We start from the raw sequence: 24152 nt of genomic DNA on the forward strand, positions 1-24152 counted from the left end.
CCGACCGACCGCACACACCGTCCGCGAGTAGCACGCGGCGCATAAGGAATCTGTAACCCGGGGAGCGTTCTGCCTCCCCGGGTTCTTTTGCGTTGCCAGTGGGGCCCCTGGGGTGTCCGGGGTGCCGGAAACAAACATGAGCTGGGTGTTTGGCGCTGAGTGGCGGTTTTCGGGGGCTTGTGGAGTCGTCTGTAGGGCTATATCCCGTTTCGGCGGAGGCCGTCTGTATACCCCCCTGGGACTCGCCTCGGGTCCCGCGAGGGTCTAGACTTCGGAAAAGAGGCTTGTGAAGTGCTTCACAAGTCCACGAGGTTTTGGACACACAGTCATATGTTGGACATAACGGGCGTTCCGCAGCGCCCGTAACTCCCCCCGTGAGCGGGTCGAACCCGCAGGCAGGCCCGCCACGGTGCACCCGCGCGAGCAGTCGAGGACCCATCCGTGAGCGAGACAGCCACCTCCTCTCCCAGAAACCGGGAGCGGATCGAGTACGACGCCGACGTCATCGTCGTCGGTGCCGGTCCGTCCGGCTCCACCACCGCCTACTACCTCGCCCAGGCAGGGCTGGACGTCCTGCTCCTGGAGAAGACCTCCTTCCCCCGGGAGAAGGTCTGCGGGGACGGACTGACGCCGCGGGCGGTGAAGCAGCTCATAGCCATGGGGATCACCTTCGAGGACGAGGGGTGGATCAGGAACCACGGCCTGCGCATCGTCGGAGCTGGTGCCCGCCTCGAACTGCCCTGGCCCGACCTGGGCTCCTACCCCGGTTTCGGCCTCGTGCGCACCCGATACGACTTCGATCAGATCCTGGTCAACCGGGCGGTCTCCTCCGGGGCCAAGCTCCTGGAGCGCACCACCGTCACGGGTCCCCTCATGGACGAGCGCAGCAACCGCATCGTCGGGGTCCGGGCCAAGAACGCCGACCGCGAACCCGTCACCTTCCGGGCGCCGCTGGTCGTGGCCGCCGACGGCAACTCCTCCCGGCTGTCCGTTGCCATGGGCATCCGCAAGCGCGACGACCGCCCCATGGGCGTGGCCGTGCGCACCTACTTCGAGAGCCCCCGCCACGCGGACGACTACCTGGAGTCCTGGCTGGAGCTGTGGGACCGCAGCGGCGACAAGGACGTCCTCCTGCCCGGCTACGGCTGGGTTTTCGGCGTCGGCGACGGCACCAGCAACGTCGGCCTCGGCATCCTCAACTCCACCGCCTCCTTCCAGGACGTGGACTACCGCAAGCTCCTGCGCCGCTGGACCGACTCCATGCCGCAGGAGTGGGGCTTCACCGAGGACCACCAGAGGGGCGGCATCCGGGGCGCGGCCCTGCCCATGGGCTTCAACCGGGTTCCGCACTACTCCCGGGGACTCATGCTCGTCGGCGACGCGGGCGGCATGGTCAACCCCTTCAACGGCGAGGGCATCGCCTACGCCATGGAGGCCGGCAACATCGCCGCCGACGTGATCGTGCAGGCGCACGGCAGGCCCACCCAGCAGACCCGTGAGCGGACCCTGCTGCGCTACCCCGACGTGCTCGCCGACACCTACGGCGGCTACTACACGCTCGGCCGCTACTTCGTGAAGGTCATCGGCCAGCCCGAGTTCATGAAGTACGCGACCAGGTACGGCCTGCGCCAGCGCACCCTCATGAAGTTCGCGCTGAAGATGCTGGCCAACCTCACCGAGCCCACAAAGGGAGATGCCATGGACCGGGTCATCAACGGCCTGACCCGCATCACTCCGGCGGCGTAGAGCCCGGGCCGGGCGCGACTCCGAGAAAGACACGGCCGGGCGGTCCCGCGCCCGGAGCCACAAGCAGGACACACGGGACGAGCCAGAGATGAGCCCGAACAAGTGAAAGCAATCACAAGCGCTCCGGGCGCGCCACGCGGACGTGCCGACCATCCAGGAGGAGGGTGACCGTGGAGCTGTACGCACCGATATTCGTGCTCGGCGGCATCGGCGCCGCGTTCGTCGTGGTGTCGATGGTCGCCGGGGCGCTCCTGGGACCCAAGCGCTACAACCGCGCCAAGATGCAGGCCTACGAGTGCGGCATCGAGCCCACGCCCCAACCCGCGGGCGGCGGACGTTTCACCGTCAAGTACTACATGACGGCCATGATGTTCATCGTCTTCGACATCGAGATCATCTTCCTCATCCCCTGGGCCGTGCACTTCGACGCCCTGGGCTGGTTCGGACTGGTCGCGATCGTCCTCTTCCTGGTGAACGTCTCCATCGCCTACGCCTACGAGTGGCGTCGGGGAGGCCTCGAATGGGACTGATGCCCGCGCTGACTTCCGCCCCCACCCCGCAGCCCAGCCCGGAGGAGGTCCACAGCTGATGGGACTCGAAGAGAAACTGCCCAACGGCATCGTTCTCACGACCGTGGAGCAGGTCGTGGGACTGGCCCGCAAGAGCTCCATGTGGCCCGCCACGTTCGGTCTGGCCTGCTGCGCCATCGAGATGATGTCCGTCGGCGGCCCGCACTACGACCTGGCCCGGTTCGGCATGGAGAAGTTCGGCGCCACCCCGCGCCAGGCCGACCTGATGGTCGTCGCCGGACGTGTCAGTCAGAAGATGGCCCCCGTCCTGCGCCAGATCTACGACCAGATGCCCGAGCCCAAGTGGGTCATCGCCATGGGGGTGTGCGCCTCCAGCGGCGGCATGTTCAACAACTACGCGATCGTCCAGGGCGTGGACCACATCGTTCCGGTCGATATGTACCTGCCCGGCTGCCCGCCGCGGCCGGAGATGCTCCTGGACGCCGTGCTCAAGCTGCACGACAAGGTGCAGAACACCAAGCTCGGCGCCCACCGGGAACAGGAGATCACCGAGAACGAGGAGCGCATGCTCCGCCGTTCGCTGCCACTGGTGAGCAAGGACTGACATGAGCACCGAGAACGAACGCGAACGCGACGAGGAAGCCGCCAACCTCCCGGAGAAGCAGGGACGCGAGCGGCTGGCCGCACCGGTCAGGCGCACCGGGATGTTCGGTGCCAACACCACCGGGGACACCTCCGGCTACGGCGGGCTACAGGTGCGGGGGAGCGCTCCCACCCACAGTCAGCGCCCCTTCACCGATCCGGACGAGCCGCGTACCGCCGACTTCGACCGAGTGGCCGACGACCTGGAGGCCGCACTGGGCCAGGGCGCCGGAATAGTCGAGCGGGTCGAGGTCGCCTACGGAGAAATCACCTTCCACGTGCGCCGCGAAGCGCTCCTGGAGGTGGTGCGCGTGCTGCGCGACGACCCGGCGCTGCGCTACGAGCTGTGCACCGGGGTGGCGGGCGTGCACTTCCCCGACGACAGCGGCCGGGAGCTGCACGCGGTCTACCACTTCCGCTCCCTCACCCACAACAGCGAGATCCGCGTCGCCACCACCTGCCCCGACGCCGACCCGCACGTGCCCTCGATCGTGTCGGTCTACCCGACCAACGACTGGCACGAGCGCGAGGCATGGGACTTCTTCGGGATGGTCTTCGACGGCCACCCCTCGCTGACCCGCATCCAGATGCCCGACGACTGGCACGGCCATCCCCAGCGCAAGGACTACCCGCTGGGCGGAATCCCGGTCGAGTACCGCGGCGCCACAGTGCCTCCGCCGGACGAGCGGAGGTCCTACACGTGAGGCGACAGATTCCCATCCCAACGCACTCCGTCACGAAGGGAGGCCCGGCATGACCGTCACCGAGGACTACATCGACGCCTCCGGCGGGGACTGGGACGACGTTATCGAGAAGGCGCAGGCCACCAGCGCCGAACGCCTCGTCGTCAACATGGGGCCCCAGCACCCGTCCACGCACGGCGTGCTCCGACTGATCCTCACCCTGGACGGTGAGACCTGCACTGAGGCACGCGTCGGTATCGGCTACCTGCACACCGGTATCGAGAAGAACCTGGAATACCGGACGTGGACGCAGGGCACCACGTTCGTCACCCGCATGGACTACCTGACGCCGTTGTTCAACGAGACGGCGTACTGTCTGGCGGTCGAGAGGCTGCTCGGCATCACCGACCGGATCCCCGATCGGGCCAGCGTCATCCGCGTGATGATGATGGAGCTCAACCGGATGGCCTCGCACTTCGTGGCGATGGCCACCTTCGGCATGGAGCTGGGCGCGACCACGGTCATGACCAACGGCTTCCGTGAGCGCGAGATGATCCTGGACATCTTCGAGTTGGTCACCGGCCTGAGGATGAACCACGCCTACGTCCGCCCCGGCGGAGTGGCCCAGGACCTGCCGCCCGGCTCGGTCGGCAAGATCCGCGAGCTGCTCAAGGAGATGCCCAAGCGCATCGCGACGATGCGCAAGCTCCTGGACGAGAACCCCGTCTACCTCGCCCGCACCAGGGACGTGGCCACCCTCAACCTGTCCGGCTGCATGGCGCTCGGCCTCACCGGGCCGCTGCTGCGCGCCTCCGGCCTGGCCTGGGACCTGCGCAAGGCCAAGCCCTACTGCGGCTACGAGGACTACGAGTTCGACGTCCCCGTCTCCGACGGCGGCGACGTCTACGCCCGCTACCGGGTGCGCATGGCCGAGATGGAGGAGAGCCTCAAGATCGTCGAGCAGTGCTTGGACAAGCTCCAGCCCGGCCCGGTGATGATCCAGGACGCCAAGATCGGCTGGCCCGCCAAGCTGGCGCTGGGCCCCGACGGTCTGGGCAACTCGCCCGACCACATCGCGCACATCATGAGCGGCTCCATGGAGGCGCTCATCCACCACTTCAAGCTGGTCACCGAGGGCTTCCGGGTGCCCGCTGGCCAGACCTACGCGGCCGTGGAGAGCGCCAAGGGCGAACTCGGCTGTTACGCGGTCAGCGACGGGGGCACCCGTCCGCACCGCGTGCACTTTCGCGATCCCTCGTTCACCCACTTGCAGGCCGTCGCAGCCATGTGCGAGGGCGGCACGGTGGCGGACGTCATCGCGGCCGTGGCCAGTATCGACCCGGTGATGGGAGGCGTGGACCGGTGAGCGAACACGAGAACACCGAGGCCACCGAGGTGGTCGAGCCGCGTGAGGCGTTCCCCGCCGAGGTCACGGCCCGGCTGGAGCAGGACGCCAAGGAGATCATCAGCCGCTACCCGCGGTCGCGGTCCGCGCTGCTGCCGCTGCTGCACCTGGTACAGGGCGAGGAGGGACACGTCAGCAAGGCCGGTATGCGCTTCTGCGCCGACCAGCTCGAACTCACCCTCGCCGAGGTCAACGCGGTCGCCACGTTCTACACCATGTACCGCCGCCGCCCCGGCGGCGACTACCAGGTGGGCGTGTGCACCAACACCCTGTGCGCGGTGATGGGCGGCGACGAGATCTTCCGGACCCTCAAGGACCACCTGGAGGTCGGCAACAGCGAGACCACCGGGGACGGGAAGGTCACGCTGGAGCACGTGGAGTGCAACGCGGCCTGCGACTTCGCGCCCGTCGTGATGGTCAACTGGGAGTTCTTCGACAACCAGACCCCCGAGACCGCCAAGAAGCTGGTGGACGACCTGCGCCTGGGCGGCGACGTCGCGCCCACACGCGGCCCCGCCAGTGTGTGCACCTGGAAACAGGCCTCCCGGGTGTTGGCCGGGTTCGACGACGGCCGTGCGGGCGAGGGCGTCCAGGCCGCCGAGCCCTCCCTGGCCGGCCTCAAGCTGGCCAGGGAGCGCGGATGGTCGGCTCCTGACCCTGACAACCTGCCTGCCAGGCCTTCCGAACAGGGTGAGGAGGACGCCAAGTGACCACCCTGACTCCGATCCTCTCCCAGAACTGGGACCGCCCGGACTCCTTCACCCTGGACGGCTACCGGGCCACCGGCGGCTACGGCGCGCTGCGCACGGCCCTGGGCATGGAGCCGGACTCCATCGTGGACCTGGTCAAGAAGTCCGGCCTGCGCGGTCGTGGCGGCGCCGGGTTCCCCACGGGGATGAAGTGGAGCTTCCTGCCCGCGGACAACCCCAACCCGCGCTACCTCGTCGTCAACGCCGACGAGTCCGAGCCGGGTACCTGCAAGGACATCCCGCTCATGCTCGCCAACCCGCACGTGCTGGTGGAGGGCGTGGTGATCGCGGCGTACGCGATCAAGTCCAGCCAGGCCTTCATCTACGTGCGCGGCGAGGTCGTCCACGTCGTCCGCCGCCTGCGCCAGGCCGTCGCCGAGGCCTACGAGGCCGGGCTGCTGGGCAAGGACATCCTCGGCAGCGGCTTCGACCTCGACCTCGTCGTCCACGCCGGGGCGGGAGCCTACATCTGCGGTGAGGAGACCGCACTGCTGGACTCCCTGGAGGGCTACCGGGGCCAGCCCCGGCTCAAGCCGCCCTTCCCCGCCGTGGCCGGGCTCTACGCCTCGCCCACCGTGGTGAACAACGTCGAGTCCATCGCCAGCGTGCCGAGCATCGTCGCCAACGGCGTCGACTGGTTCACTTCCATGGGCACCGAGAAGTCCGCCGGGTTCGGCTTCTTCTCCCTGTCCGGGCACGTCGCCAACCCCGGCCAGTACGAGGCACCGCTCGGGGTCACCCTGCGCGAGCTGCTCGACATGGCGGGCGGGGTCCGTCCCGGGCACCAGCTCAAGTTCTGGACCCCGGGCGGCTCCTCCACGCCGATCTTCACCGAGGAGCACCTGGACACCCCCCTCGACTTCGAGTCGGTGGGCGCCGCCGGGTCCATGCTCGGCACCCGCGCCCTACAGATCTTCGACGAGACCACCTGCGTGGTCCACGCCGTCGGCCGCTGGATCGCCTTCTACGCCCACGAGTCCTGCGGCAAGTGCACACCCTGCCGCGAGGGCAACTTCTGGATGGTCCAGGTCCTGGACCGGCTGGAGAGGGGCGAGGGCACCGAGGCCGACCTCGACAAGCTCCTGGACATCTGCGACAACCTGCTCGGCCGCTCCTTCTGCGCTCTCGGCGACGGCGCGACCAGCCCGGTCATGTCCTCGATCAAGTACTTCCGCCAGGAGTACATCGACCACGTCGAGAGGGGCGGCTGCCCCTTCGACCACGCCAAGGCCACCCTGTGGGGCGACCAGCCGACCTCGACGGGAGGACACAAGTGACAGTCACCTCCAACTCCTCCGGCGGATCGGCGCCGGCGCCGCCCCCGGAGGACCTCATCACCGTCACCATCGACGGCTTCCAGATCCAGGTGCCCAAGGGGACACTGCTGATCCGGGCCGCCGAACTCCTCGGCATCCAGATCCCCCGGTTCTGCGACCATCCGCTGCTGGACCCGGTCGGGGCCTGCCGCCAGTGCCTGGTCGAGATCCCCGACATGGGCAACGGGCGCGGTATGCCCAAGCCGCAGGCCTCCTGCACCATCACGGTGATGGAGGGGATGGTGGTCAACACCCACCTGACCTCCCCGGTGGCGGAGAAGGCCCAGCGCGGGATCATGGAGTTCCTGCTCATCAACCACCCGCTGGACTGCCCGGTCTGTGACAAGGGCGGCGAGTGCCCCCTGCAAAACCAGGCCATGTCCGCGGGGCAGGGCGAGACCCGCTTCGTCGACGTCAAGCGGACCTTCCCCAAACCGATCGCGCTGTCCACACAGGTGCTGCTGGACCGGGAGCGCTGCATCCAGTGCGCCCGCTGCACCCGCTTCGCCGCGCAGATCGCGGGCGACCCGCTCATCGAGCTCATGGAGCGCGGCGCCGACGAACAGGTGGGCATCGCCGAGGGCGAGCCCTTCCAGTCCTACTTCTCCGGAAACACCGTGCAGATCTGCCCGGTCGGCGCGCTCACCGGGTCCGCCTACCGGTTCCGGTCGCGCCCCTTCGACCTGGTGTCCACGCCCAGCGTGTGCGAGCACTGCGCCGACGGGTGCGCCCAGCGCACCGACCACCGGCGCGGCAAGGTCATGCGCCGCTTGGCCGGGGACGACCCGCAGGTCAACGAGGAGTGGAACTGTGACAAGGGCCGGTGGGCGTTCAGCTACGCCACCCAGCCCGACCGCCTGTCCCGCCCACTGGTGCGGGACGAGGACTCCCGCGCCCTGGAGTTCGCCTCCTGGTCCGAGGCGATCGGCACGGCGGCCCAGGGCCTGTCCGCCGCGCGCGGCCGGGTCGGCGTCCTGGCAGGCGGCCGCCTGACCTACGAGGACGCCTACGCCTACGCCAAGTTCGCCCGCGTGGCCCTGAACACCAACGACGTGGACGCCCGGGCCCGCGCGCACTCCGAGGAGGAGGCCGCCTTCCTGGCCGCCCACGTCGCCGGGACCCCGGTCGACGTGGACTTCACCGCCCTGGAGAAGGCGCCCTCGGTGCTCCTGGCCGGATTCGAGCCCGAGGACGAGTCACCCCTCGTCTTCCTGAGGCTGCGCAAGGGCACGCGCAAGCGCGGGCTCAGGGTCTACTCGGTCGCCTCGCACGCCAGCCTGGGCCTGACCAAGACCAAGGGCAGCCTGGTCAAGGCGGTCCCCGGTGAAGAGGGCCGTGTCCTCAACGCCCTGGACGCGGACAACCCCGAGGTCGTGTCGGCCCTGAACGAGGAGGGCTCGGTCATCATGGTGGGCGAGCGCCTGGCCGCGGTGCCCGGCGCCCTGACCGCCGCCGCCGCACTGGCCGAACGGACCGGCGCACGCCTGGTGTGGGTGCCGCGCCGCGCCGGGGAGCGCGGGGCCGTCGACGCCGGGGTGCTGCCGGGCCTGCTGCCCGGTGGCCGACCGGTCACCGACCCCTCCGCCAGGGCCGAGGTCGCCCGCGCATGGAACGTCGGCTCCCTGCCCGAGGGCTCCGGACGCGACACCGCCGCCATCATCGAGGCCGCCGCGTCCGGACAGCTCGACGCCCTGGTCATCGCCGGGGTCGAACTGGACGACCTACCCGACCCCGACGCCGCGCGCGAGGCCCTGGCCCGGGTGCCGTTCATCGTCAGCCTCGAACTGCGTGCCAGCGACGTCACCGACCGCGCCGACGTGGTGCTGCCGGTGGCCGCCGCGGCTGAGAAGTCCGGCACCTTCGTCAACTGGGAGGGCCGCCACAGGCCCTTCGGTGACGCGCTCAAGGTGCCCGGAGCCCTGTCCGACCTGCGGGTACTCGGCGCGGTCGCCGACCAGATGGACGTCCACCTGGGCCTGCCCGACGCAGCGTCCGCCTACGGCGAGCTGATGGAGCTGGGCCTGTGGACCGGTGAGCGCGCCGAGGGTCCGCGCGAGCGCCCCGTGGAGGTCACCGCTCCCGAGCCCGGACAGGCCATCCTCTCCACCTGGCGTCAGCTGCTGGGCACCGGCCGCATGGAGGACGGCGAGCCCTACCTCGCGGGAACCGCCCGTCAGGCCCGCGCCTACCTCTCCAAGGCCACGGCCGAGGAGGTCGGCGTCCCCGACGGCGGCACGCTCCACGTCACCGGCTCCCGAGGGTCGGTCACCGTGCCCGTGGTCGTCACCGACATCGCCGACCGGGTCGTCTGGCTCCCGGCCAACGCCAACGGCTGCGACGTACCCCGCGACCTGGGCGGCGGCGCCGGGCAGACCGTCCTGCTGGCCGCGTCCACCACCACAACCGGGAGGCAGCAGTGACCCCCGCCGCTCTCGATCCGCGCGTGGCCCTGGCCTCCGAGGAGACACTGAGCGCCTTCGGCAGCGATCCCTGGTGGATCACCACCATCAAGGCGCTGGGGATCTTCGTCTTCCTCATGGTCTGTGTGCTGATGATGATCATGGCCGACCGCAAGGTCATGGGCCGGATGCAGCAGCGCCACGGGCCGAACCGGATGGGCCCCTTCGGCCTGCTCCAGTCCCTCTTCGACGGCATCAAGCTCTCCCTCAAGGAGGACCTGATCCCGCGCGGGGTGGACCGGTTCGTCTACATCGCCGCACCGATGATCGCGGCCGTGCCCGCGTTCATCGCGTTCTCGGTCATCCCGATCGGGCCCGAGGTGAACATGTTCGGGGTCATGACCCCGCTCCAGCTCACCGACCTGCCCGTCGCGGCCCTGGTGGTCCTGGCCACCGCCGCGCTGGGGGTCTACGGGTTCGTGCTCGGCGGCTGGGCCTCCCAGTCGCCCTACGCCCTGCTCGGAGGCCTGCGCGCCTCCGCGCAGGTGATCAGCTACGAGATCGCGATGGGCCTGTCCTTCGTCGCGGTCTTCATCATGTCGGGCACCCTCACCACGTCGGGGATCGTCGAGGCCCAGCGCGGACTGTGGTTCGCCGTGCTGCTCCTGCCGTCCTTCCTCGTCTACCTGGTGACGATGGTCGGCGAGACCAACCGGCTGCCCTTCGACCTGGCCGAGGGCGAGGGCGAGATCGTCGGCGGCTTCATGACCGAGTACGGGTCCATGAAGTTCACGATGTTCTTCCTCGCCGAGTACGTGAACATGTGCACGGTCGCCGCCGTGTCCGTCACGCTCTTCCTCGGCGGCTGGCTCGCCCCGCCCGGGATCACCGCGTTCTTCCCCGGCGCGAACGAGGGCTGGTGGCCCGCCCTGTGGTGGCTGCTCAAGTTCGTCTGCGTGATGTTCCTGTTCATCTGGACGCGCGGCAGCCTGCCCCGAGTGCGCTACGACCAGCTCATGAAGCTGGGATGGAAGGTGCTCATCCCGGTCCAGCTGGTGTGGATCACCGCCGTCGCCGTCGTGCGGATGCTCGTCCTGGAGGACGCCTCGCCGGTGGTCATCGGACTCGTGGTGGTCGCCTTCACCGCCGCCACCGTGGCCGCCTTCGCCTCCTGGACGCGCCACGCGCGCCTCGAACGCGCCGAGGAGGCCCGCCAGCGCGCCGTGAACGCCCGCCGCGCGCACAAGGATCCCGCCTTCGGCGGGTTCCCGGTGCCCCCGAGCACCGCCCCGCACTACGGCAGCAGCGTGCTCGCCGAACCGCCGCGGACGGCCCCGGCCGCCGCTGCCGACCGCAACGAGAAGGGTGAGGAGGTTACCGGTGCTTGAGTGGCTCAACCCCGTCAAGGGTTTCGGTGTCACCTTCCACACGATGTTCACGAAGGTGCCGACCGTCGAGTACCCGGAGGTCAAGCGCGCCACGGCGCCGCGCTTCCATGGACGGCACCAGCTGAACAGGTGGGCTGACGGCCTGGAGAAGTGCATCGGGTGCGAACTGTGCGCCTGGGCCTGTCCGGCCGACGCCATCTACGTGGAGGCCGGCGACAACACCGACGACGACAGGTACTCGCCCGGCGAACGCTACGGCCGGGTGTACCAGATCAACTACCTGCGCTGCATCCTGTGCGGACTGTGCGTGGAGGCCTGCCCCACGCGCGCCCTCACGATGACCAACGAGTACGAACTGGCCGACGACAGCAGGCAGAGCCTGATCTGGACCAAGGAACAGCTGCTCGCCCCGCTCAAGGAGGGGATGGAGCAGCCGCCGCACCCGATGCGCCTGGGCGAGACCGAGCAGGACTACTACGCCACCGGGCGCGGACAGCACGGCTCGCAGGACGGGCAAGGATCGCAGGAGAACACGGAGGCGGTCCGTTGAACCCGCTCACCAGTGTCCCCCTCGGTGCGCCGCTCGACGAGCCCCTGCACCTGGCCGCCCCCATCGGCGGCGGCGAGGCCACGGCGTTCTGGGTCCTGGGCGCCGTGGTCCTCCTCGGCGCCCTGGGCGTGGTCTTCTCCCGCAAAGCCGTGCACTCCGCCATGTCCATGGCGCTGACCATGATCGGCCTGGCCGTCTTCTACGGCATCAACGCGGCGCCGTTCCTGATGGTCGTGCAGATCGTGGTCTACACCGGCGCCGTCCTGATGCTGTTCCTGTTCGTGCTGATGCTCGTCGGAGTCAGCTCGGCCGACTCCCTGGTGGAGACGATCAGCGGCCAGCGGATCATGACGGCCGCCGTGGCGCTGTGCTTCGTCGGCGCCCTGGCCACCGGCATCACCCGCATCGCCGTGGGCGACCCGGTCGGCCTGACCGAGGGCGCCGCGGCGGCGGGCGGAACCATTCCGTGGATCGCGGGCGAGCTGATCCTGCGCTACGTGGTCGCCTTCGAGGCCACCGGAGCGCTGCTCATCACCGCCGTCCTGGGCGCCATGGTGCTGGCGCACACCGCCCGCACCAAGAAGCGCCGCACACAGCGGGAGATCGCTGAGGACCGCATCCGCGGCGACCACCCGACCCCGCTGCCGGGGCCCGGCACCTACGCCCGGCACAACGCGATCGACATGCCCGCGCTGCTGCCGGACGGCACGGTCTCCCAGCTGTCCCTCAACCCGGTGCTCACCGCTCGCGATCCCGAGTACCAGTCGCGGGTGCCCGCGGACGTGCGGGCCGGCCAGGCGCCGCTGTTCGGCGGGGCCTCGGACTCCGCCGAGGCCAAGACGGTCGAGCCGGTGGCCGACGACCAGGCCCGCCCCGGCGCGGAGGGCCACGGGGACCCGGGCGGCACCGACGGACCGTCGGGTGCGAACGGCGACACGGGCGGTCCGGGCCACCCGAGCGCACCTGACGCCTCCGACGGCACGGGCGGTTCGGAGAAGGCGAACGGCTCCAGCGGCAACAGCAACGGCAACGGGCAGGAGGTCGAGTCCTCGTGGACCCGATGAACTACATCGTGCTCGCGGCGCTGCTGTTCACCATCGGCGCCGTCGGCGTGCTCATCCGGCGCAACGCGATCATCGTCTTCATGTGCGTGGAGCTCATGCTCAACGCCTGCAACCTGGCGTTCGTCGCGTTCGCCCGGATGCACGGGGACATCGAGGGGCAGGTCATCGCCTTCTTCGTGATGGTCGTCGCCGCCGCCGAGGTGGTCGTGGGCCTCGCGATCATCATGCAGATCTTCCGAACCCGCAGGTCCGCGTCGCTCGATGACGCGAACCTGCTCAAGCACTAGAAGGCGACGTGGCTGTGACATCTCACGCGTACCTCGCCGCCGAACCCGTGGTGGCGACCGCGGCCGACAGCGCGGTGCTGTCGGGCGCTTGGCTGCTCATCGCCCTGCCGCTCGCGGGCGCGGCGATCCTGCTACTCGGCGGCAGGCGCACCGACAAGTGGGGGCACTGGCTGGCCACGGCCCTGCCGGTCGCCTCCTTCGCCTGGGCCGTCCTCGTCCTGTTCGACCTGCTCGGCAGGGCCTCCGACGCGCGCAGCGTCTCCGTCCCCGTCTACCAGTGGTTCTCCGTCGGCGGCTTCGAGGCCGGGGCGGACCTACTGGTGGACCCGCTCTCGATCAGCTTCGTCCTGTTGATCACCTTCGTGGGCTCGCTGATCCACATCTACTCGGTCGGCTACATGACCGAGGATCCGGGCAGGCGGCGCTTCTTCGCCTACCTGAACCTGTTCGTGGCGGCCATGCTCGTGCTGGTGCTCGCGGACAACTTCGTGCTGCTCTTCCTCGGCTGGGAAGGCGTGGGCCTGGCGTCCTACCTGCTCATCGGGTTCTGGCAGTACAAGCCCTCCGCGGCCGTGGCGGCCAAGAAGGCGTTCCTCATCAACCGGGTCGGCGACATGGGCCTGCTCATCGCGATCATGATCATGTTCGCGGTGCTGGGCGCGGTCAGCTTCAGTGACGTGTTCGCCGCCGTCCCGGGCGCGAACGACGGCGTGCTGCTGGCGATCGGGCTGCTGCTCCTCCTCGGTGCCTGCGGCAAGTCCGCGCAGCTGCCGTTGCAGGCGTGGCTGCTCGACGCGATGGAGGGCCCGACCCCGGTGTCCGCGCTCATCCACGCGGCCACCATGGTCACCGCCGGTGTGTACCTCATCGTGCGCGCCGGGCCCATCTTCGAGGGCGCTCCGGTGGCCCAGACGGCGGTCACCGTCGTGGGTGCCGCCACCATGCTGGCGGGCGGGATCATCGCCTCGGCCAAGGACGACATCAAGAAGTCCCTGGCCGGTTCCACGATGAGCCAGATCGGCATGATGGTGCTGGCCGCCGGGCTGGGCCCGGTCGGCTACGTGGCCGCCATCGCCCACCTGGTCACCCACGGCTTCTTCAAGGCCGGGCTGTTCCTCGGCGCCGGATCGGTCATGCACGCCATGAACGACGGCGTGAACATGCGCAGGTACGGCGGGCTGGCCAAGGTCATGCCGGTCACCTTCGCCACCTTCGGCCTGGGCTACCTGGCCATCATCGGCTTCCCGCTGATGTCGGGCTGGTGGACCAAGGAGAGCATCATCTCCGCGGCCTTCGGGCTGGGCGGCACCCAGGGCATGGTGCTCGGGACGGCCGTCATCGTCGGGGCGGGGCTCACCGCCTTCTACATGTCGCGGATGGTCTTCATGACCTTCTTCGGGAAGAAGCGGTGGGACGAGGGCGTGCACCCGCACGAGTCGCCGGTCAGCATGACCGCCCCCATGGTGGTGCTGGCCGTCGGATCGGTCGCACTCGGCGCCTTCCTGACGCTCGGCGACCGGTTCGCGGGCTTCCTCGCCCCGGCCACCGGCGCCCACCCCCACCACTTCGACGTGGCGCACGCCTTCACCGCGCCCTACGGCCTGGCGGCCCTGGGCGTACTCGTGGTCGGCGTGGCGGCGGCCTGGGCGGTGTACCTGCGCAAGCCGGTGGCGACCACCGCCCCCGAGGGCAACCTGGTCACCGTCGCCGCCAGCCGCGAGCTGTACGGCAACGAGATCAACGAGGGCCTGCTCATGCGGCCCGGCCAGGAGCTCACCAAGGCCCTGCTCGCCATCGAGGACAAAGTCATCGACGGAGCGGTCAACGGGCTCGGCGCGGGTGTGCGCGACTCCTCCAGAGGACTGGGCCGGGCCCAGACGGGGTTCGCCCGCACGTACGCGCTCACCATGCTCTTCGGCGCCGTCATCGTCGCCGCGACGCTGGCTGTGAGGTTGTAGACAATGATCCCCTGGCTCACTATCGCGATCGCGCTCCCAGCGATCGGCGCGGCCCTGATCTGGGCACTACCGCGCACAGCGGCGAAGGCCTCCCCGGCCCGAGCCAACGCTGCCGCAGCGGCCGAGACCTCGGCGGGCGGCGGCGCGGCCACGGCCACGGCCGTCCGGCCCGCCGCCGCGACCACGGGCGGCGCATCGGCCGAGACCGCCAAGCGGCTCACCCTGGGCTTCTCGCTCGCGACCCTGCTGGTCATCGTGGCCATGGCGCTGCGGTTCGACACCTCCCAGGCCGGAAGCCTGCAATTCGAGGAGGTCCACCCCTGGATCGAGCGCTTCGGCGTCAACTACGCCGTGGGCGTGGACGGCATCGCCCTGGCACTGATCCTGATGTCGGTCGTCCTCGTACCGCTGGTCGTCCTGGCGGCCTGGAACGAGCACGAGGACCGGGAGGACGGCGGGCGCGGATACTTCGCTCTCATCCTGGTCCTGGAAGCGATGATGATCGGTGTCTTCGCCGCCACCGACGTCTTCCTGTTCTACGTGTTCTTCGAGGCCATGCTCATCCCGGTCTACTTCATGATCGGGCGCTACGGGCGCGGAGACGACCGGGCCAAGGCCTCGGTCAAGTTCCTGCTGTACAGCCTCGCGGGCGGACTGATCATGCTGGTCTCGGTGATCGGCGTGTACGTCATCGGCGGCAGCTTCCTGTGGACCGACCTGGTCGGCGAGGGCAGCGCCCTCGCCGCGGTGGACCCGGCCACGGCGCGTTGGCTGTTCCTCGGCTTCTTCATCGCCTTCGCGATCAAGGCGCCGATGTGGCCCGTGCACACCTGGCTGCCCTCGGCGGCGGGCGCGTCGCGCCCGGGCACCGCCGTGCTGCTGGTGGGCGTGCTCGACAAGGTCGGCACCTACGGCATGCTGCGCTACTGCCTGGAGCTGTTCCCGGCGGCGGTGTCGTGGTTCGTGTGGCCGGTGATGGCGCTGAGCCTGGTGAGCATCGTCTACGGTGCGATCCTCGCCATCGGGCAGAACGACATGATGCGCCTGGTGGCGTACACGTCGGTTTCCCACTTCGGCTTCATCACCATGGGCATCTTCGCCCTGACCGCGCAGGGGCAGGCCGGAGCGGCCCTGTACATGGTCAACCACGGGTTCGCCACCGGGGCGCTGTTCCTGATCGTTGGCTTCCTCATCGCCCGCCGGGGCTCCTCGCTCATCACCGACTACGGCGGCGTGCAGAAGGTCGCGCCCAGGCTCGCCGGGGTGTTCCTGGTGACGGGCCTGGCCGGTCTGGCACTGCCGGGTCTGGCGCCGTTCGTCAGCGAGTTCCTGGTGTTCGTCGGGGTGTACGCGTTCAACCCGGTTCCGGCGATCATCGCCGCGGTGGGTGTGGTGCTGGCCGCGCTGTACATCCTGTGGATGTACCAGCGCACCATGAACGGCCCCACCAAGGAGAGGCTGACCGGACTGAGCGACCTGTCCGCGCGGGAGACGTGGGCAGTCGCCCCGCTGCTCGTGCTCATCCTCGCGCTCGGCCTGTACCCGCAGCCGGCGCTGGACGTGATCAACCCCGCGGTCGAGCGCACCGTCGGCATCGGAACCGAGACGGCGGGCACGGCCGCGGACGGCGGCAGTGAGGGCGCCACGGGCGCCCAGGAAGAGGAAGGAGACGCGGAGTGATCCCCCATATGGACCTTCCCGTCATCACCGAGACGCCGCCGGACATCGACTGGTGGCTGCTCGCGCCGCTGGTCACGGTCTTCGCCGCCGGCGTCCTGGGCGTGCTGCTCGAGGCGTTCATGCCGAAGGAGCGGCGCCGCGGGATCCAGATCGGGCTCGCGGCGCTCGCGCTGCTGGGCACGTTCGTGCTGCTGGTGCTCCAGGTGGGCTCCCTGCCGGCCGAAGAGCCGGGTGTGACGGTCGCCGCCGGTGTGCTGGCGGTGGACCGGACGGTGATCTTCTTCCAGGGCACCATCACCGTGCTCGCGCTGGTGAGCCTGCTGCTGATCTCGGAGAACCGGGACGGACGCGACGCCTTCGCCGCGCAGGCGGCGACGGTGCCCGGGAGCGAGGAGGAGCGCGCGCACATCCTGTCGGGCTCCCAGCACACCGAGGTGTACCCGCTGGTGCTGTTCGCGGTGCTGGGCATGCTGATGTTCCCGGCCTCGAACGACTTCCTGACGATGTTCATCGCGCTGGAGGTGATGAGCCTCCCGCTGTACCTGCTGTGCGGGCTGGCCCGGCGCCGCCGCCTGTTCTCACAGGAGGCCGCGGTCAAGTACTTCCTGCTGGGCGCGTTCTCATCGGCGTTCTTCCTGTTCGGCGCCGCCATGGTCTACGGCTACGCCGGTTCGGTGAACTTCGGTGAGATTCGCGGGGCCGTCGAGGCGGGCGGTGCGCAGATCTTCCAGGGCGGTGACGGTGAACCGCTGCTGCTGATGGGCATCGGGCTGGTGGCGATCGGCCTGCTGTTCAAGGTGGGCGCGGTGCCCTTCCACAACTGGAAGCCGGACGTGTACCAGGGCGCACCGACCCCGATCACGGCGCTGATGGCCTCCTGCACGCTGGTCGCCGCGTTCGGCGCGCTGCTGCGGGTGTTCTTCGTGCCCTTCGGCGGGTCGGCGGAGAGCTGGCAGCCGATGCTGTGGGCGGTGGCCGTCCTGACGATGGTCGTCGCCGCGGTCATCGCGGTCACCCAGCGCGATATCAAGCGGCTGCTGGCCTACTCGTCGGTGGTGCACGCCGGATTCATCCTGACCGCGGTCGTGGCGGGCAGCACCGACGGGCTCGCGGGCGCCATGTTCTACCTGGCGGCGTACGGGTTCACCACGCTGGGCGCGTTCGCCGTGGTGACGCTCGTGCGGACCAAGGACGGCGGGCAGGAGCTCGGCGACCTGGACCGGTGGGCGGGGCTGGGCCGCCGCTCCCCGGCACTGGCCGGGGCGCTGGCGCTGTTCCTGCTGGCCTTCGCCGGGATCCCGCTGACCAGCGGCTTCATCGGCAAGTTCGCGGTGTTCGAGGCTGCCGTGGCGGCTGGTGCCACCCCGTTGGTGGTGGTGGGCGTCCTGAGCAGCGCGGTGACCGCGTTCTTCTACGTGCGGATCATCGTGGTGATGTTCTTCCGGGATCCGGAAGGCGAGGGTCCCACGGTGGTGCGCGCGGGCGTGGCCACGGGCGGGGTCATCACGATCGGTGTGGCGGCTACGCTGCTGCTCGGCCTCTACCCGGGGCCGGTACTGGACAACCTGCTGCCGTCCTCGGAGACCGGTGCCGATCCGGTCGCGGTGATGGTGGACCAGGCGTCCACGGAGACAGGCGAGAAGTGACCGGTCATCGGTCCTGACCTGCTGTTCGGTGTCGGACGGTTCCGTACCCGGGTGTGGCTTTGGCTGTTCATTCCGGGTCGGATACCGTGGCAAGTCGGATCATGTTCATGTGCTGAGCACGCGGTGACCCCCTCACTGGGGGTCACCGCCGTGCCCGTTCAACAGGTGGAGCTTTACGGTGAGCGGTGCTGTCCCGAGCGGGTTTCTCGCTCTGCCGAGAGTCGATGCGGCCCTCGCCCGGGAGGTCCAGGACAACCTGGGGAAGGTCGAGGACCTGCTGAGGGAGTCGGTCGAGTCGAGCGACCCCATGCTGACCCAGGCCGCTTCCCACCTGTTGGAGGCCGGGGGCAAGCGCTTCCGGGCGTCCCTGGTGCTGCTGGCCGCCCACTTCGGCGATCCGACGGTGCCCGACCTCATCCCGGCCGCGGCCGTGGTGGAGCTCACGCACGTGGCCACCCTCTACCACGACGACGTCATGGACGAGGCCGAGCTGCGGCGGGGCGAGCCGAGTGCCAACCAGCGCTGGGGCAACAGCATCGCCATCCTGACCGGGGACTACGTGTTCGCCCGTGCCTCGGAGATGCTCGCCGACCTGGGTACCGAGGCGGTCCGGCTGCAGGCGGTCACGTTCGGGCGCCTGGTGCAGGGGCAGATCCTGGAGACCTCGGGGCCGCCGGAGGGCACTGACCCGCTGGACCACTACCTGCGGGTGATCAGCGACAAGACGGCGTCGCTGATCGCGTCCTCGGCGGAGTTCGGCGGTATGTTCGGCAAGGTCGACCCGGAGACGGTCGGGACGGTCACCCGGGCCTGCGACGCCCTGGGCATGGCCTTCCAGCTGGCCGACGACATCCTGGACGTGGTGAGCGAGAGCACGGACTCTGGCAAGACCCCGGGCACCGACCTGCGCGAGGGCGTGCTCACCCTGCCGATGTTCTACGCGCTGCGTTCGCGGGACCCGGCCGACGCGCGGCTCAAGTCGCTGCTGGGCCGCCCGCTGGACGACGACGAGGCCGAGGAGGCCCTGGCGCTGCTGCGGGTGCACCCGGCGATGGCCGAGGCCGAGGCCACCCTGCAAGGCTGGGCTGACAAGGCGCGCGCCGAGCTGGCGACCCTGTCCCAGGGTCCCGCGAGGGAGGCCTTCGAGTCGCTGTGCGACTACGTGGTCGAGCGCTCCGGCTGACCGGGGCGGGCCTTTCCGGTCCAGGTCCTCGGCCCCGTTTCGCCCCCTCGAGGCTTCGTAGGCCCCGCAGCCCTGTTCCGGGCGGCGGGGCCTAAGCACGGTCGCAGGGGGATGTTCAGCCTCCTGCGGGCCCGGACGTAGCCGGCCCGCGTGTGCGTGCCCGCGAATGCCCACAGCGAATCGTCCGGGACCGTCCTCCTCAAGGCGTGCCTCCAGGAGGGTGTGCCCGGTGCCGGTATCACCCGCGCGTACACCGGTGAGCGCCGACGCGGGTCCGGGGCCGTGCCGGAGGCCCGGCGAGGCGTTCCGGGGTTCCGCGGACGACGGCGCCGCCCCACCGGGACGGCGCCGTCGTCACGTCTGCGGTGTCTCCACCCCTCGGGCCGGTACGGCTAGCTCACGACGGGCAGGGCCTCGGAGCCGGGCATGTCCATGAAGGTCGGGTGCTGGGTCATGCCCTCGGGGGTCTCCTGCGGGACGGTGCCCCCCTCGACGGACACCAGGTCGCTGGTGTCCACCTCGTTCAGCAGGTCCGTGCCCCGGCCCAGCTCGGCCACCAGGTCCTCGGCGGTCTGGGTGTCGATGCCCTCGGCGACCTGGGGCAGACCGGTGTCGGCGAGCTGCGGCAGGACGGTGTCGGCCGTGTCGTCGACCACGGGCAGGCCGGTGCCGGAGATACGGGGCAGCTCGGGGTCGGCCAGGGGGCCGTCCACGTTGAGGGGCTCCAGTCCGGCGGTCCGGGCATCGCCGCTCTGGAGGGCGTCAGCCAGGTCGCCGAGGCCGGGCGTGCTGGGCGAGGACTGCGGCACGGTGGCGGAGCCCGCCGGGGCGAGGGCGCCGGTCAGCAGGGAGCCGCCGTCTGAGAGCCCGGAGGTGTCCGGCAGCGGGGCGAGCTGGTCGATCCTGGGCAGGTCCACCTCCTCGCGCAGCCCGTAGACGGACTCCACGGTGTGCGGCAGCACCTCCCTGGCGGTGTCCTCGGCGCGAGAACCGGCGCGGGTGGCCGTGTCCTCCAGATCGTTGCCCGCCTGCTGGCCGCCGTGTTCGAGGGCCCTTCCGAGATCGTGGCCGACGGTGTCGTGGGGATCACCGTCCAGGCCGGTGGCGTCCTGGGTCTCGGAGACGGTGTCGGCGAGGGCGGAGGTCGGGTTGGCCACGTCACCGACCGGGGTGCGCAGGGCCTCGCCCTCGGGCAGCGGCGCGGACAGGTCGGGTGCGGGCTTGTCGGGGTTGTGCGCGGTCTCCTGCAACTCCGCCAGCGCGCTGTTCGCGATCGGTCCGACGCCCTCGGGCGCCAGGCTGCTCACGGTGGGGGCGACGTCCTCCAGGAGTGCCCGCTCGACGACGGGCGCGATCTCGTGGACGGGCGAGGAGAGCGCTTCGGCGCCCGCGACCCCGGAGCCGAGGGCGACGAAGCCCGCCGTTCCCGCGGTGAGGAGGACGGACCTGGCTGGGATGCGCTTGGCCTGCGGCATGTGTTTCCTTCCGGATGTTGCGTCTGGGTCTGGATCAGCGGATACGGGGCGGCCGTGCGCGCGGGGCGCGGTCGGCCGAAGCCGGGGCGGACCACCGGCTGGCGTGAATTCCGTGAGCGGGGCACGGGACTCACGTCAGCTCCCAGAGGACGCGGCGCGGAAGGGGCCGTGGCTGGGAACGGGTCCGTGCGCGGGACGCGGGCCGCGCGGGGAGGACCCGTCCTAGTCGGGGGAGACGGTGGGGGCGTCGCTCGGGCCGCTCGGCACATGGCCCAGGGCGTGGGCTGCGGGCAGCACGGTGTCCGCGGCGGGCGTGGTGACGGGCACGCTGGTGAGGTAGCCCGCGAAGCCGGGTGCGGGGGAGGAGCCTCCGCTGGGCACGGCCGAACCGGTGGCCAACTGGCTGACGGGGGAGGCGGGCGCCCGGTCACCGGAGCCGTGGCCGGCGGAGGTGTCCTCGGCGGTGGAGGAGTCAGCGGGGGCGAGGGTGCCGAGGGCGGAGCGGGGAGCGCGGTCGTCGGCGGCGCCGTGCTCCGCGGCGCCGTCCTCGGACGGTTCGCGCTCGGACGGGCGCCGGTCGGGGCCGGAGCCGCCACCGTCCTGGGCCGCGGGTGCGGAGGGCCCGGTGTCCGCCGACGCGGCCGGGGCGAGGGCGCCTTCGAGGGCGCCGCGTGTCTGGTCGAGCTCCTGGATCACACGGCGGGCTCCCCCGTCGACCGGCCAGGCGGTTTCGGGCAGGACGGCGGTGGTGGTGCGTTCGGCGCCCTGTTCCAGGCGGTGGTGGACGCTTCCCAAGGTGGCGGTGACCGGTTCGGAGACCTCGTTGGGGACGATCCCCTCCAGCGCGGTGGAGTCACGCAGGCCCAGGGAGCCGCCGTCCGGGGTGCGTTCGTCCAGGGGCTGCTTGTCCAGGACGCGCTCCCCCAGCGAGCCCTCCCCGAGGGAACCGTCCCGAAGGGAGCCGTCCGTCAGAGAGTCCGTGTTGAGCGGACCGCCGCGGAGGGCACCGTTCCCCGAGCCGTCGTCGGCGGAGGCGGGTGCGGCACCGAGCAGCCACAGACCGGCGAGGAAGGCGCCCACCACCAACGGCAGGAGGAGCAGGGAGGGCGCCAGCGGGCACACGGCCGTGGCGGCGCGCATGGCGCCTGCCGTTCGGCTGGTGCGAGGCATGGGCGTGGCCCTCCGAGACGTGCGGCCTGGTCGGAGCCGGGAGAGACCCCCGACTCGCGACCTGACGTTAGCACAGTGTCACGGAGTGTAGTTTGGGTTTTTCGAAACCGGGAACCCGGAGGTCAGTCCGCGGGGTCCGGTCGGATCGGATCCTCCGAGAGCGGATCCTGGGGAGGCGCCTGCGTCCCGGACGGCCGCCCGTCACGCGTCGCGGACGGACCGTCATGCCGGGCACGGGCCGCGATGCGGTGGCGGGACCGGGCGTCGCGCAGCTGGTCGAAGGCGAACACGCACAGGGCCAGCCACACCAGTGAGAAGCCCAGCCAGCGTGCGAGCGGCATGTCCTCACCCTGGACGAGCCAGCCGACGAAGAACATGATGGTCGGGGCGATGTACTGGAGCATGCCGATGATGCTCAGGGGAACCTTGCGGGCGGCCATGCCGAAAAGCAGCAGCGGGAGGGCGGTCACGAAGCCGCCGCCGACCAGCAGGGCGGTGTGGGCGGGGGACACCGAGAACGCGGTGCCCGCCCCCGTGGCCTCCAGATAGACCACGAAGCCCAGCGCGGGCAGGAACATCACCAGGGTCTCGACGGTCAGGCTCTGCATGCCGTCCAGGTCCACGTACTTCTTCGCCGCTCCGTATGCGGCGAAGGAGGAGGCCATGAGCAGGGCCAGCCAGGGGGTCACGCCGTAGCCGATGGTCATCGCGAGGACGGCCAGGGCGCCCAGGCCGACCGCCACCCACTGGGCGGCACGCAGGCGCTCGGAGAAGAACACCACTCCGAGGCACACCGACATCAACGGGTTGATGAAGTAGGCGAGCGAGGCCTGGAGTGTCTGCTCGGCGGAGACCGAGAAGATGAACCCCCACCAGTTGAGGGAGATCAGGACCGCGGCCGCGGCGACCGGAAGCAGCCGCCTGGGGCTGCGTACCACCGCCGGAAGCCAGGCCCAGCCCCGGCGGGCGAGGAAGAGGAAGACGCACATCGCGAGCAGGGCCCACACCATGCGGTGGGCGAGGATCTCGCTGGGCTCGGATGCGGACAGGAGCGGCCAGTACAGGGCCGCGATGCCCCACAGGAGGAAGGCGGAGGCCCCGAGGGCGACGCCACGGTTGGATTCGGGCACGCCCGCAATCGTAGGACGAATGATCCGGCGTGTCTCCCCCTATTTCGCCCGGACCGGTCGTCCACAGTCTCGGCGGAACCCGTGCGCCGGTCCCCTCACGCGGATACCCTGGACGTATGTTCGGGACAAAGACGACCATGGTCGACCCAGCCCGCGCCCTTCCCGGCCGCGACACCCCACTGCCAGAGCCGGGGAAGCACACCGTCCTCGGCACCAGCCTCACCCCGCCCTATCCGGAGGACAGCGAGATCGCCGACGTGGCGATGGGCTGTTTCTGGGGCGCTGAGCGCATCTTCTGGCGGCTGGGTGCCGAGCGGGGCATCATCACGACCGCGGTGGGATACGCGGGCGGCTATACGCCCAACCCCACCTACGAGGAGGTGTGCTCGGGCCTGACCGGTCACACCGAGGCGGTACGCGTGGTCTTCGATCCGGAGAAGATCTCCTACGCGGAGATCCTCAAGGTGTTCTGGGAGGGCCATGACCCGACCCAGGGCATGCGCCAGGGCAACGACGCCGGTACCCAGTACCGGTCGGCGATCCTGTACCACGACGACGCTCAGCGGGCCGCGGCCGAGGCCAGCCGCGACGCGTTCCAGCCCGTGCTGGCCCAGGCCGGCTACGGGCCGATCACCACCGAGATCGCACCGCTCGGGGAGTTCTACTTCGCCGAGGACTACCACCAGCAGTACCTGTCGGACGCCAAGAACCCGGGCGGCTACTGCGGCATCGGCGGTACCGGTGCCAGCTGCCCGATCGGCGTGGCCTCCGCGGAGTGACCTCGGTCCGCGCGGTCTCAGGGTGCCCGGTCGAGTAGTTCGGCCGGGCACACGTGTGTACGGCCGCGCACGCTCGAATGATGGCCGGGGCCTCCACGGACGACGCGAACGCTGCGGGCGCTCCTGTCCGGGCCCGGTTCGCGGTCGGGCGGATCAGTTGGATACCGGCGTTGCCCAGGTGCTCGCTGCCCTGCGGGACCCGGAGCTTGAGGAGCTCCCGGTAGTAGCCGTTCGGAGTGAGGCCGTACCGCTTCTCGTGCTCCTCCACGCGGGAGGCCGGTTCGTCGCTGACCGGCGTGTCACGGTACTCGCCCTGGATGCGGTGCTTGAGCGGGCCGAACTCGCTGAGGGCTCAGGCGGTAGAGGGACGCG

General features: G+C 70.3%; 20 protein-coding genes. 17 read left to right on the forward strand and 3 right to left on the reverse strand.

Annotated features, from left to right (window positions below; all coding sequences use genetic code 11):
- The first annotated feature begins 441 nt into the window (after positions 1 to 441).
- From AC0T5L_RS08515 to AC0T5L_RS08590, 16 genes are all read left to right on the forward strand, one after another.
- On the forward strand, positions 442 to 1746 hold the full coding sequence (locus AC0T5L_RS08515) for a geranylgeranyl reductase family protein (RefSeq protein WP_476164845.1): 1305 nt from the start codon (positions 442 to 444) through the stop codon (positions 1744 to 1746).
- A 170-nt stretch (positions 1747 to 1916) separates the two neighbouring features.
- Entirely contained in the window at positions 1917 to 2276 is a 360-nt protein-coding gene (locus AC0T5L_RS08520) for an NADH-quinone oxidoreductase subunit A (RefSeq protein WP_476164846.1), read from the forward strand.
- Positions 2277 to 2334: 58 nt separating this feature from the next.
- Positions 2335 to 2880 (forward strand): NuoB/complex I 20 kDa subunit family protein, encoded by a 546-nt coding sequence (locus AC0T5L_RS08525; protein ID WP_476164847.1) that lies wholly within the window; start codon positions 2335 to 2337, stop codon positions 2878 to 2880.
- A gap of 1 nt (position 2881) precedes the next feature.
- Positions 2882 to 3622 (forward strand): NADH-quinone oxidoreductase subunit C, encoded by a 741-nt coding sequence (locus AC0T5L_RS08530; protein ID WP_476164848.1) that lies wholly within the window; start codon positions 2882 to 2884, stop codon positions 3620 to 3622.
- Between the two features lie 49 nt (positions 3623 to 3671).
- Positions 3672 to 4967, forward strand: a complete 1296-nt coding sequence (locus AC0T5L_RS08535; RefSeq protein ID WP_476164849.1) for an NADH-quinone oxidoreductase subunit D — start codon at positions 3672 to 3674, stop codon at positions 4965 to 4967.
- Positions 4964 to 5716, forward strand: coding sequence for an NADH-quinone oxidoreductase subunit NuoE (nuoE, locus tag AC0T5L_RS08540; RefSeq protein ID WP_476164850.1), 753 nt, complete (start codon positions 4964 to 4966; stop codon positions 5714 to 5716). The genes AC0T5L_RS08535 and nuoE overlap by 4 nt, the downstream gene beginning before the upstream one ends.
- Complete coding sequence (gene nuoF / locus AC0T5L_RS08545) at positions 5713 to 7032, forward strand: NADH-quinone oxidoreductase subunit NuoF (protein WP_476164851.1); 1320 nt, start codon at positions 5713 to 5715, stop codon at positions 7030 to 7032. Before nuoE ends, nuoF begins: the two co-directional genes overlap by 4 nt.
- Entirely contained in the window at positions 7029 to 9491 is a 2463-nt protein-coding gene (locus tag AC0T5L_RS08550) for an NADH-quinone oxidoreductase subunit G (RefSeq protein WP_476164852.1), read from the forward strand. Before nuoF ends, AC0T5L_RS08550 begins: the two co-directional genes overlap by 4 nt.
- The gene (gene nuoH / locus AC0T5L_RS08555) at positions 9488 to 10858 is read left to right on the forward strand and encodes an NADH-quinone oxidoreductase subunit NuoH (RefSeq protein WP_476164853.1); all 1371 of its coding nucleotides are present in this window, start codon (positions 9488 to 9490) and stop codon (positions 10856 to 10858) included. Before AC0T5L_RS08550 ends, nuoH begins: the two co-directional genes overlap by 4 nt.
- Positions 10851 to 11408, forward strand: coding sequence for an NADH-quinone oxidoreductase subunit NuoI (nuoI, locus tag AC0T5L_RS08560; RefSeq protein WP_476164854.1), 558 nt, complete (start codon positions 10851 to 10853; stop codon positions 11406 to 11408). Before nuoH ends, nuoI begins: the two co-directional genes overlap by 8 nt.
- Positions 11405 to 12472: an NADH-quinone oxidoreductase subunit J gene (locus tag AC0T5L_RS08565; RefSeq protein ID WP_476164855.1), complete on the forward strand. Its 1068-nt coding sequence runs from the start codon at positions 11405 to 11407 to the stop codon at positions 12470 to 12472. The genes nuoI and AC0T5L_RS08565 overlap by 4 nt, the downstream gene beginning before the upstream one ends.
- Entirely contained in the window at positions 12460 to 12759 is a 300-nt protein-coding gene (gene nuoK, locus AC0T5L_RS08570; RefSeq protein WP_220563458.1) for an NADH-quinone oxidoreductase subunit NuoK, read from the forward strand. Before AC0T5L_RS08565 ends, nuoK begins: the two co-directional genes overlap by 13 nt.
- Positions 12760 to 12773: 14 nt before the next feature.
- Complete coding sequence (gene nuoL / locus AC0T5L_RS08575; RefSeq protein ID WP_476164997.1) at positions 12774 to 14717, forward strand: NADH-quinone oxidoreductase subunit L; 1944 nt, start codon at positions 12774 to 12776, stop codon at positions 14715 to 14717.
- Positions 14718 to 14720: 3 nt separating this feature from the next.
- Entirely contained in the window at positions 14721 to 16397 is a 1677-nt protein-coding gene (locus AC0T5L_RS08580) for an NADH-quinone oxidoreductase subunit M (protein WP_476164856.1), read from the forward strand.
- A gap of 8 nt (positions 16398 to 16405) precedes the next feature.
- Positions 16406 to 18043 carry an NADH-quinone oxidoreductase subunit NuoN gene (gene nuoN / locus AC0T5L_RS08585; protein WP_476164998.1) on the forward strand — a complete coding sequence of 546 codons (1638 nt, stop codon included), beginning with the start codon at positions 16406 to 16408 and terminating at the stop codon, positions 18041 to 18043.
- 178 nt (positions 18044 to 18221) lie between these two features.
- Positions 18222 to 19226 carry a polyprenyl synthetase family protein gene (locus tag AC0T5L_RS08590; RefSeq protein ID WP_476164857.1) on the forward strand — a complete coding sequence of 335 codons (1005 nt, stop codon included), beginning with the start codon at positions 18222 to 18224 and terminating at the stop codon, positions 19224 to 19226.
- Positions 19227 to 19618: 392 nt separating this feature from the next.
- Here the strand turns inward: AC0T5L_RS08590 and AC0T5L_RS08595 are convergent, their stop codons facing one another.
- The 3 genes from AC0T5L_RS08595 to rarD form a co-directional block, all read right to left on the reverse strand.
- Positions 19619 to 20701, reverse strand: a complete 1083-nt coding sequence (locus AC0T5L_RS08595; RefSeq protein ID WP_476164858.1) for a hypothetical protein — start codon at positions 20699 to 20701, stop codon at positions 19619 to 19621.
- Positions 20702 to 20923: 222 nt separating this feature from the next.
- Positions 20924 to 21871 carry a flagellar associated protein gene (locus AC0T5L_RS08600; protein ID WP_476164859.1) on the reverse strand — a complete coding sequence of 316 codons (948 nt, stop codon included), beginning with the start codon at positions 21869 to 21871 and terminating at the stop codon, positions 20924 to 20926.
- Positions 21872 to 21993: 122 nt separating this feature from the next.
- Entirely contained in the window at positions 21994 to 23001 is a 1008-nt protein-coding gene (gene rarD / locus AC0T5L_RS08605) for an EamA family transporter RarD (protein WP_476164860.1), read from the reverse strand.
- Positions 23002 to 23117: 116 nt separating this feature from the next.
- Between rarD and msrA the strand changes: the two genes are divergently transcribed.
- Positions 23118 to 23780 carry a peptide-methionine (S)-S-oxide reductase MsrA gene (msrA, locus tag AC0T5L_RS08610; RefSeq protein ID WP_476164861.1) on the forward strand — a complete coding sequence of 221 codons (663 nt, stop codon included), beginning with the start codon at positions 23118 to 23120 and terminating at the stop codon, positions 23778 to 23780.
- The last annotated feature ends 372 nt before the right edge of the window (positions 23781 to 24152 follow it).

Source organism: Nocardiopsis sp. TRM 82005 (assembly GCF_056312425.1).

Excerpts from the sequence above, each read along its gene's own strand:
- AC0T5L_RS08525 (WP_476164847.1), top strand. The coding sequence starts at position 2,335 with ATGGGACTCGAAGAGAAACTGCCCAACGGCATCGTTCTCACGACCGTG.
- AC0T5L_RS08530 (WP_476164848.1), top strand. The coding sequence starts at position 2,882 with ATGAGCACCGAGAACGAACGCGAACGCGACGAGGAAGCCGCCAACCTC.
- AC0T5L_RS08535 (WP_476164849.1), top strand. The coding sequence starts at position 3,672 with ATGACCGTCACCGAGGACTACATCGACGCCTCCGGCGGGGACTGGGAC.
- AC0T5L_RS08580 (WP_476164856.1), top strand. The coding sequence starts at position 14,721 with ATGATCCCCTGGCTCACTATCGCGATCGCGCTCCCAGCGATCGGCGCG.
- nuoN (WP_476164998.1), top strand. The coding sequence starts at position 16,406 with ATGGACCTTCCCGTCATCACCGAGACGCCGCCGGACATCGACTGGTGG.
- AC0T5L_RS08595 (WP_476164858.1), bottom strand. The coding sequence starts at position 20,701 with ATGCCGCAGGCCAAGCGCATCCCAGCCAGGTCCGTCCTCCTCACCGCG.
- AC0T5L_RS08600 (WP_476164859.1), bottom strand. The coding sequence starts at position 21,871 with ATGCCTCGCACCAGCCGAACGGCAGGCGCCATGCGCGCCGCCACGGCC.
- msrA (WP_476164861.1), top strand. The coding sequence starts at position 23,118 with ATGTTCGGGACAAAGACGACCATGGTCGACCCAGCCCGCGCCCTTCCC.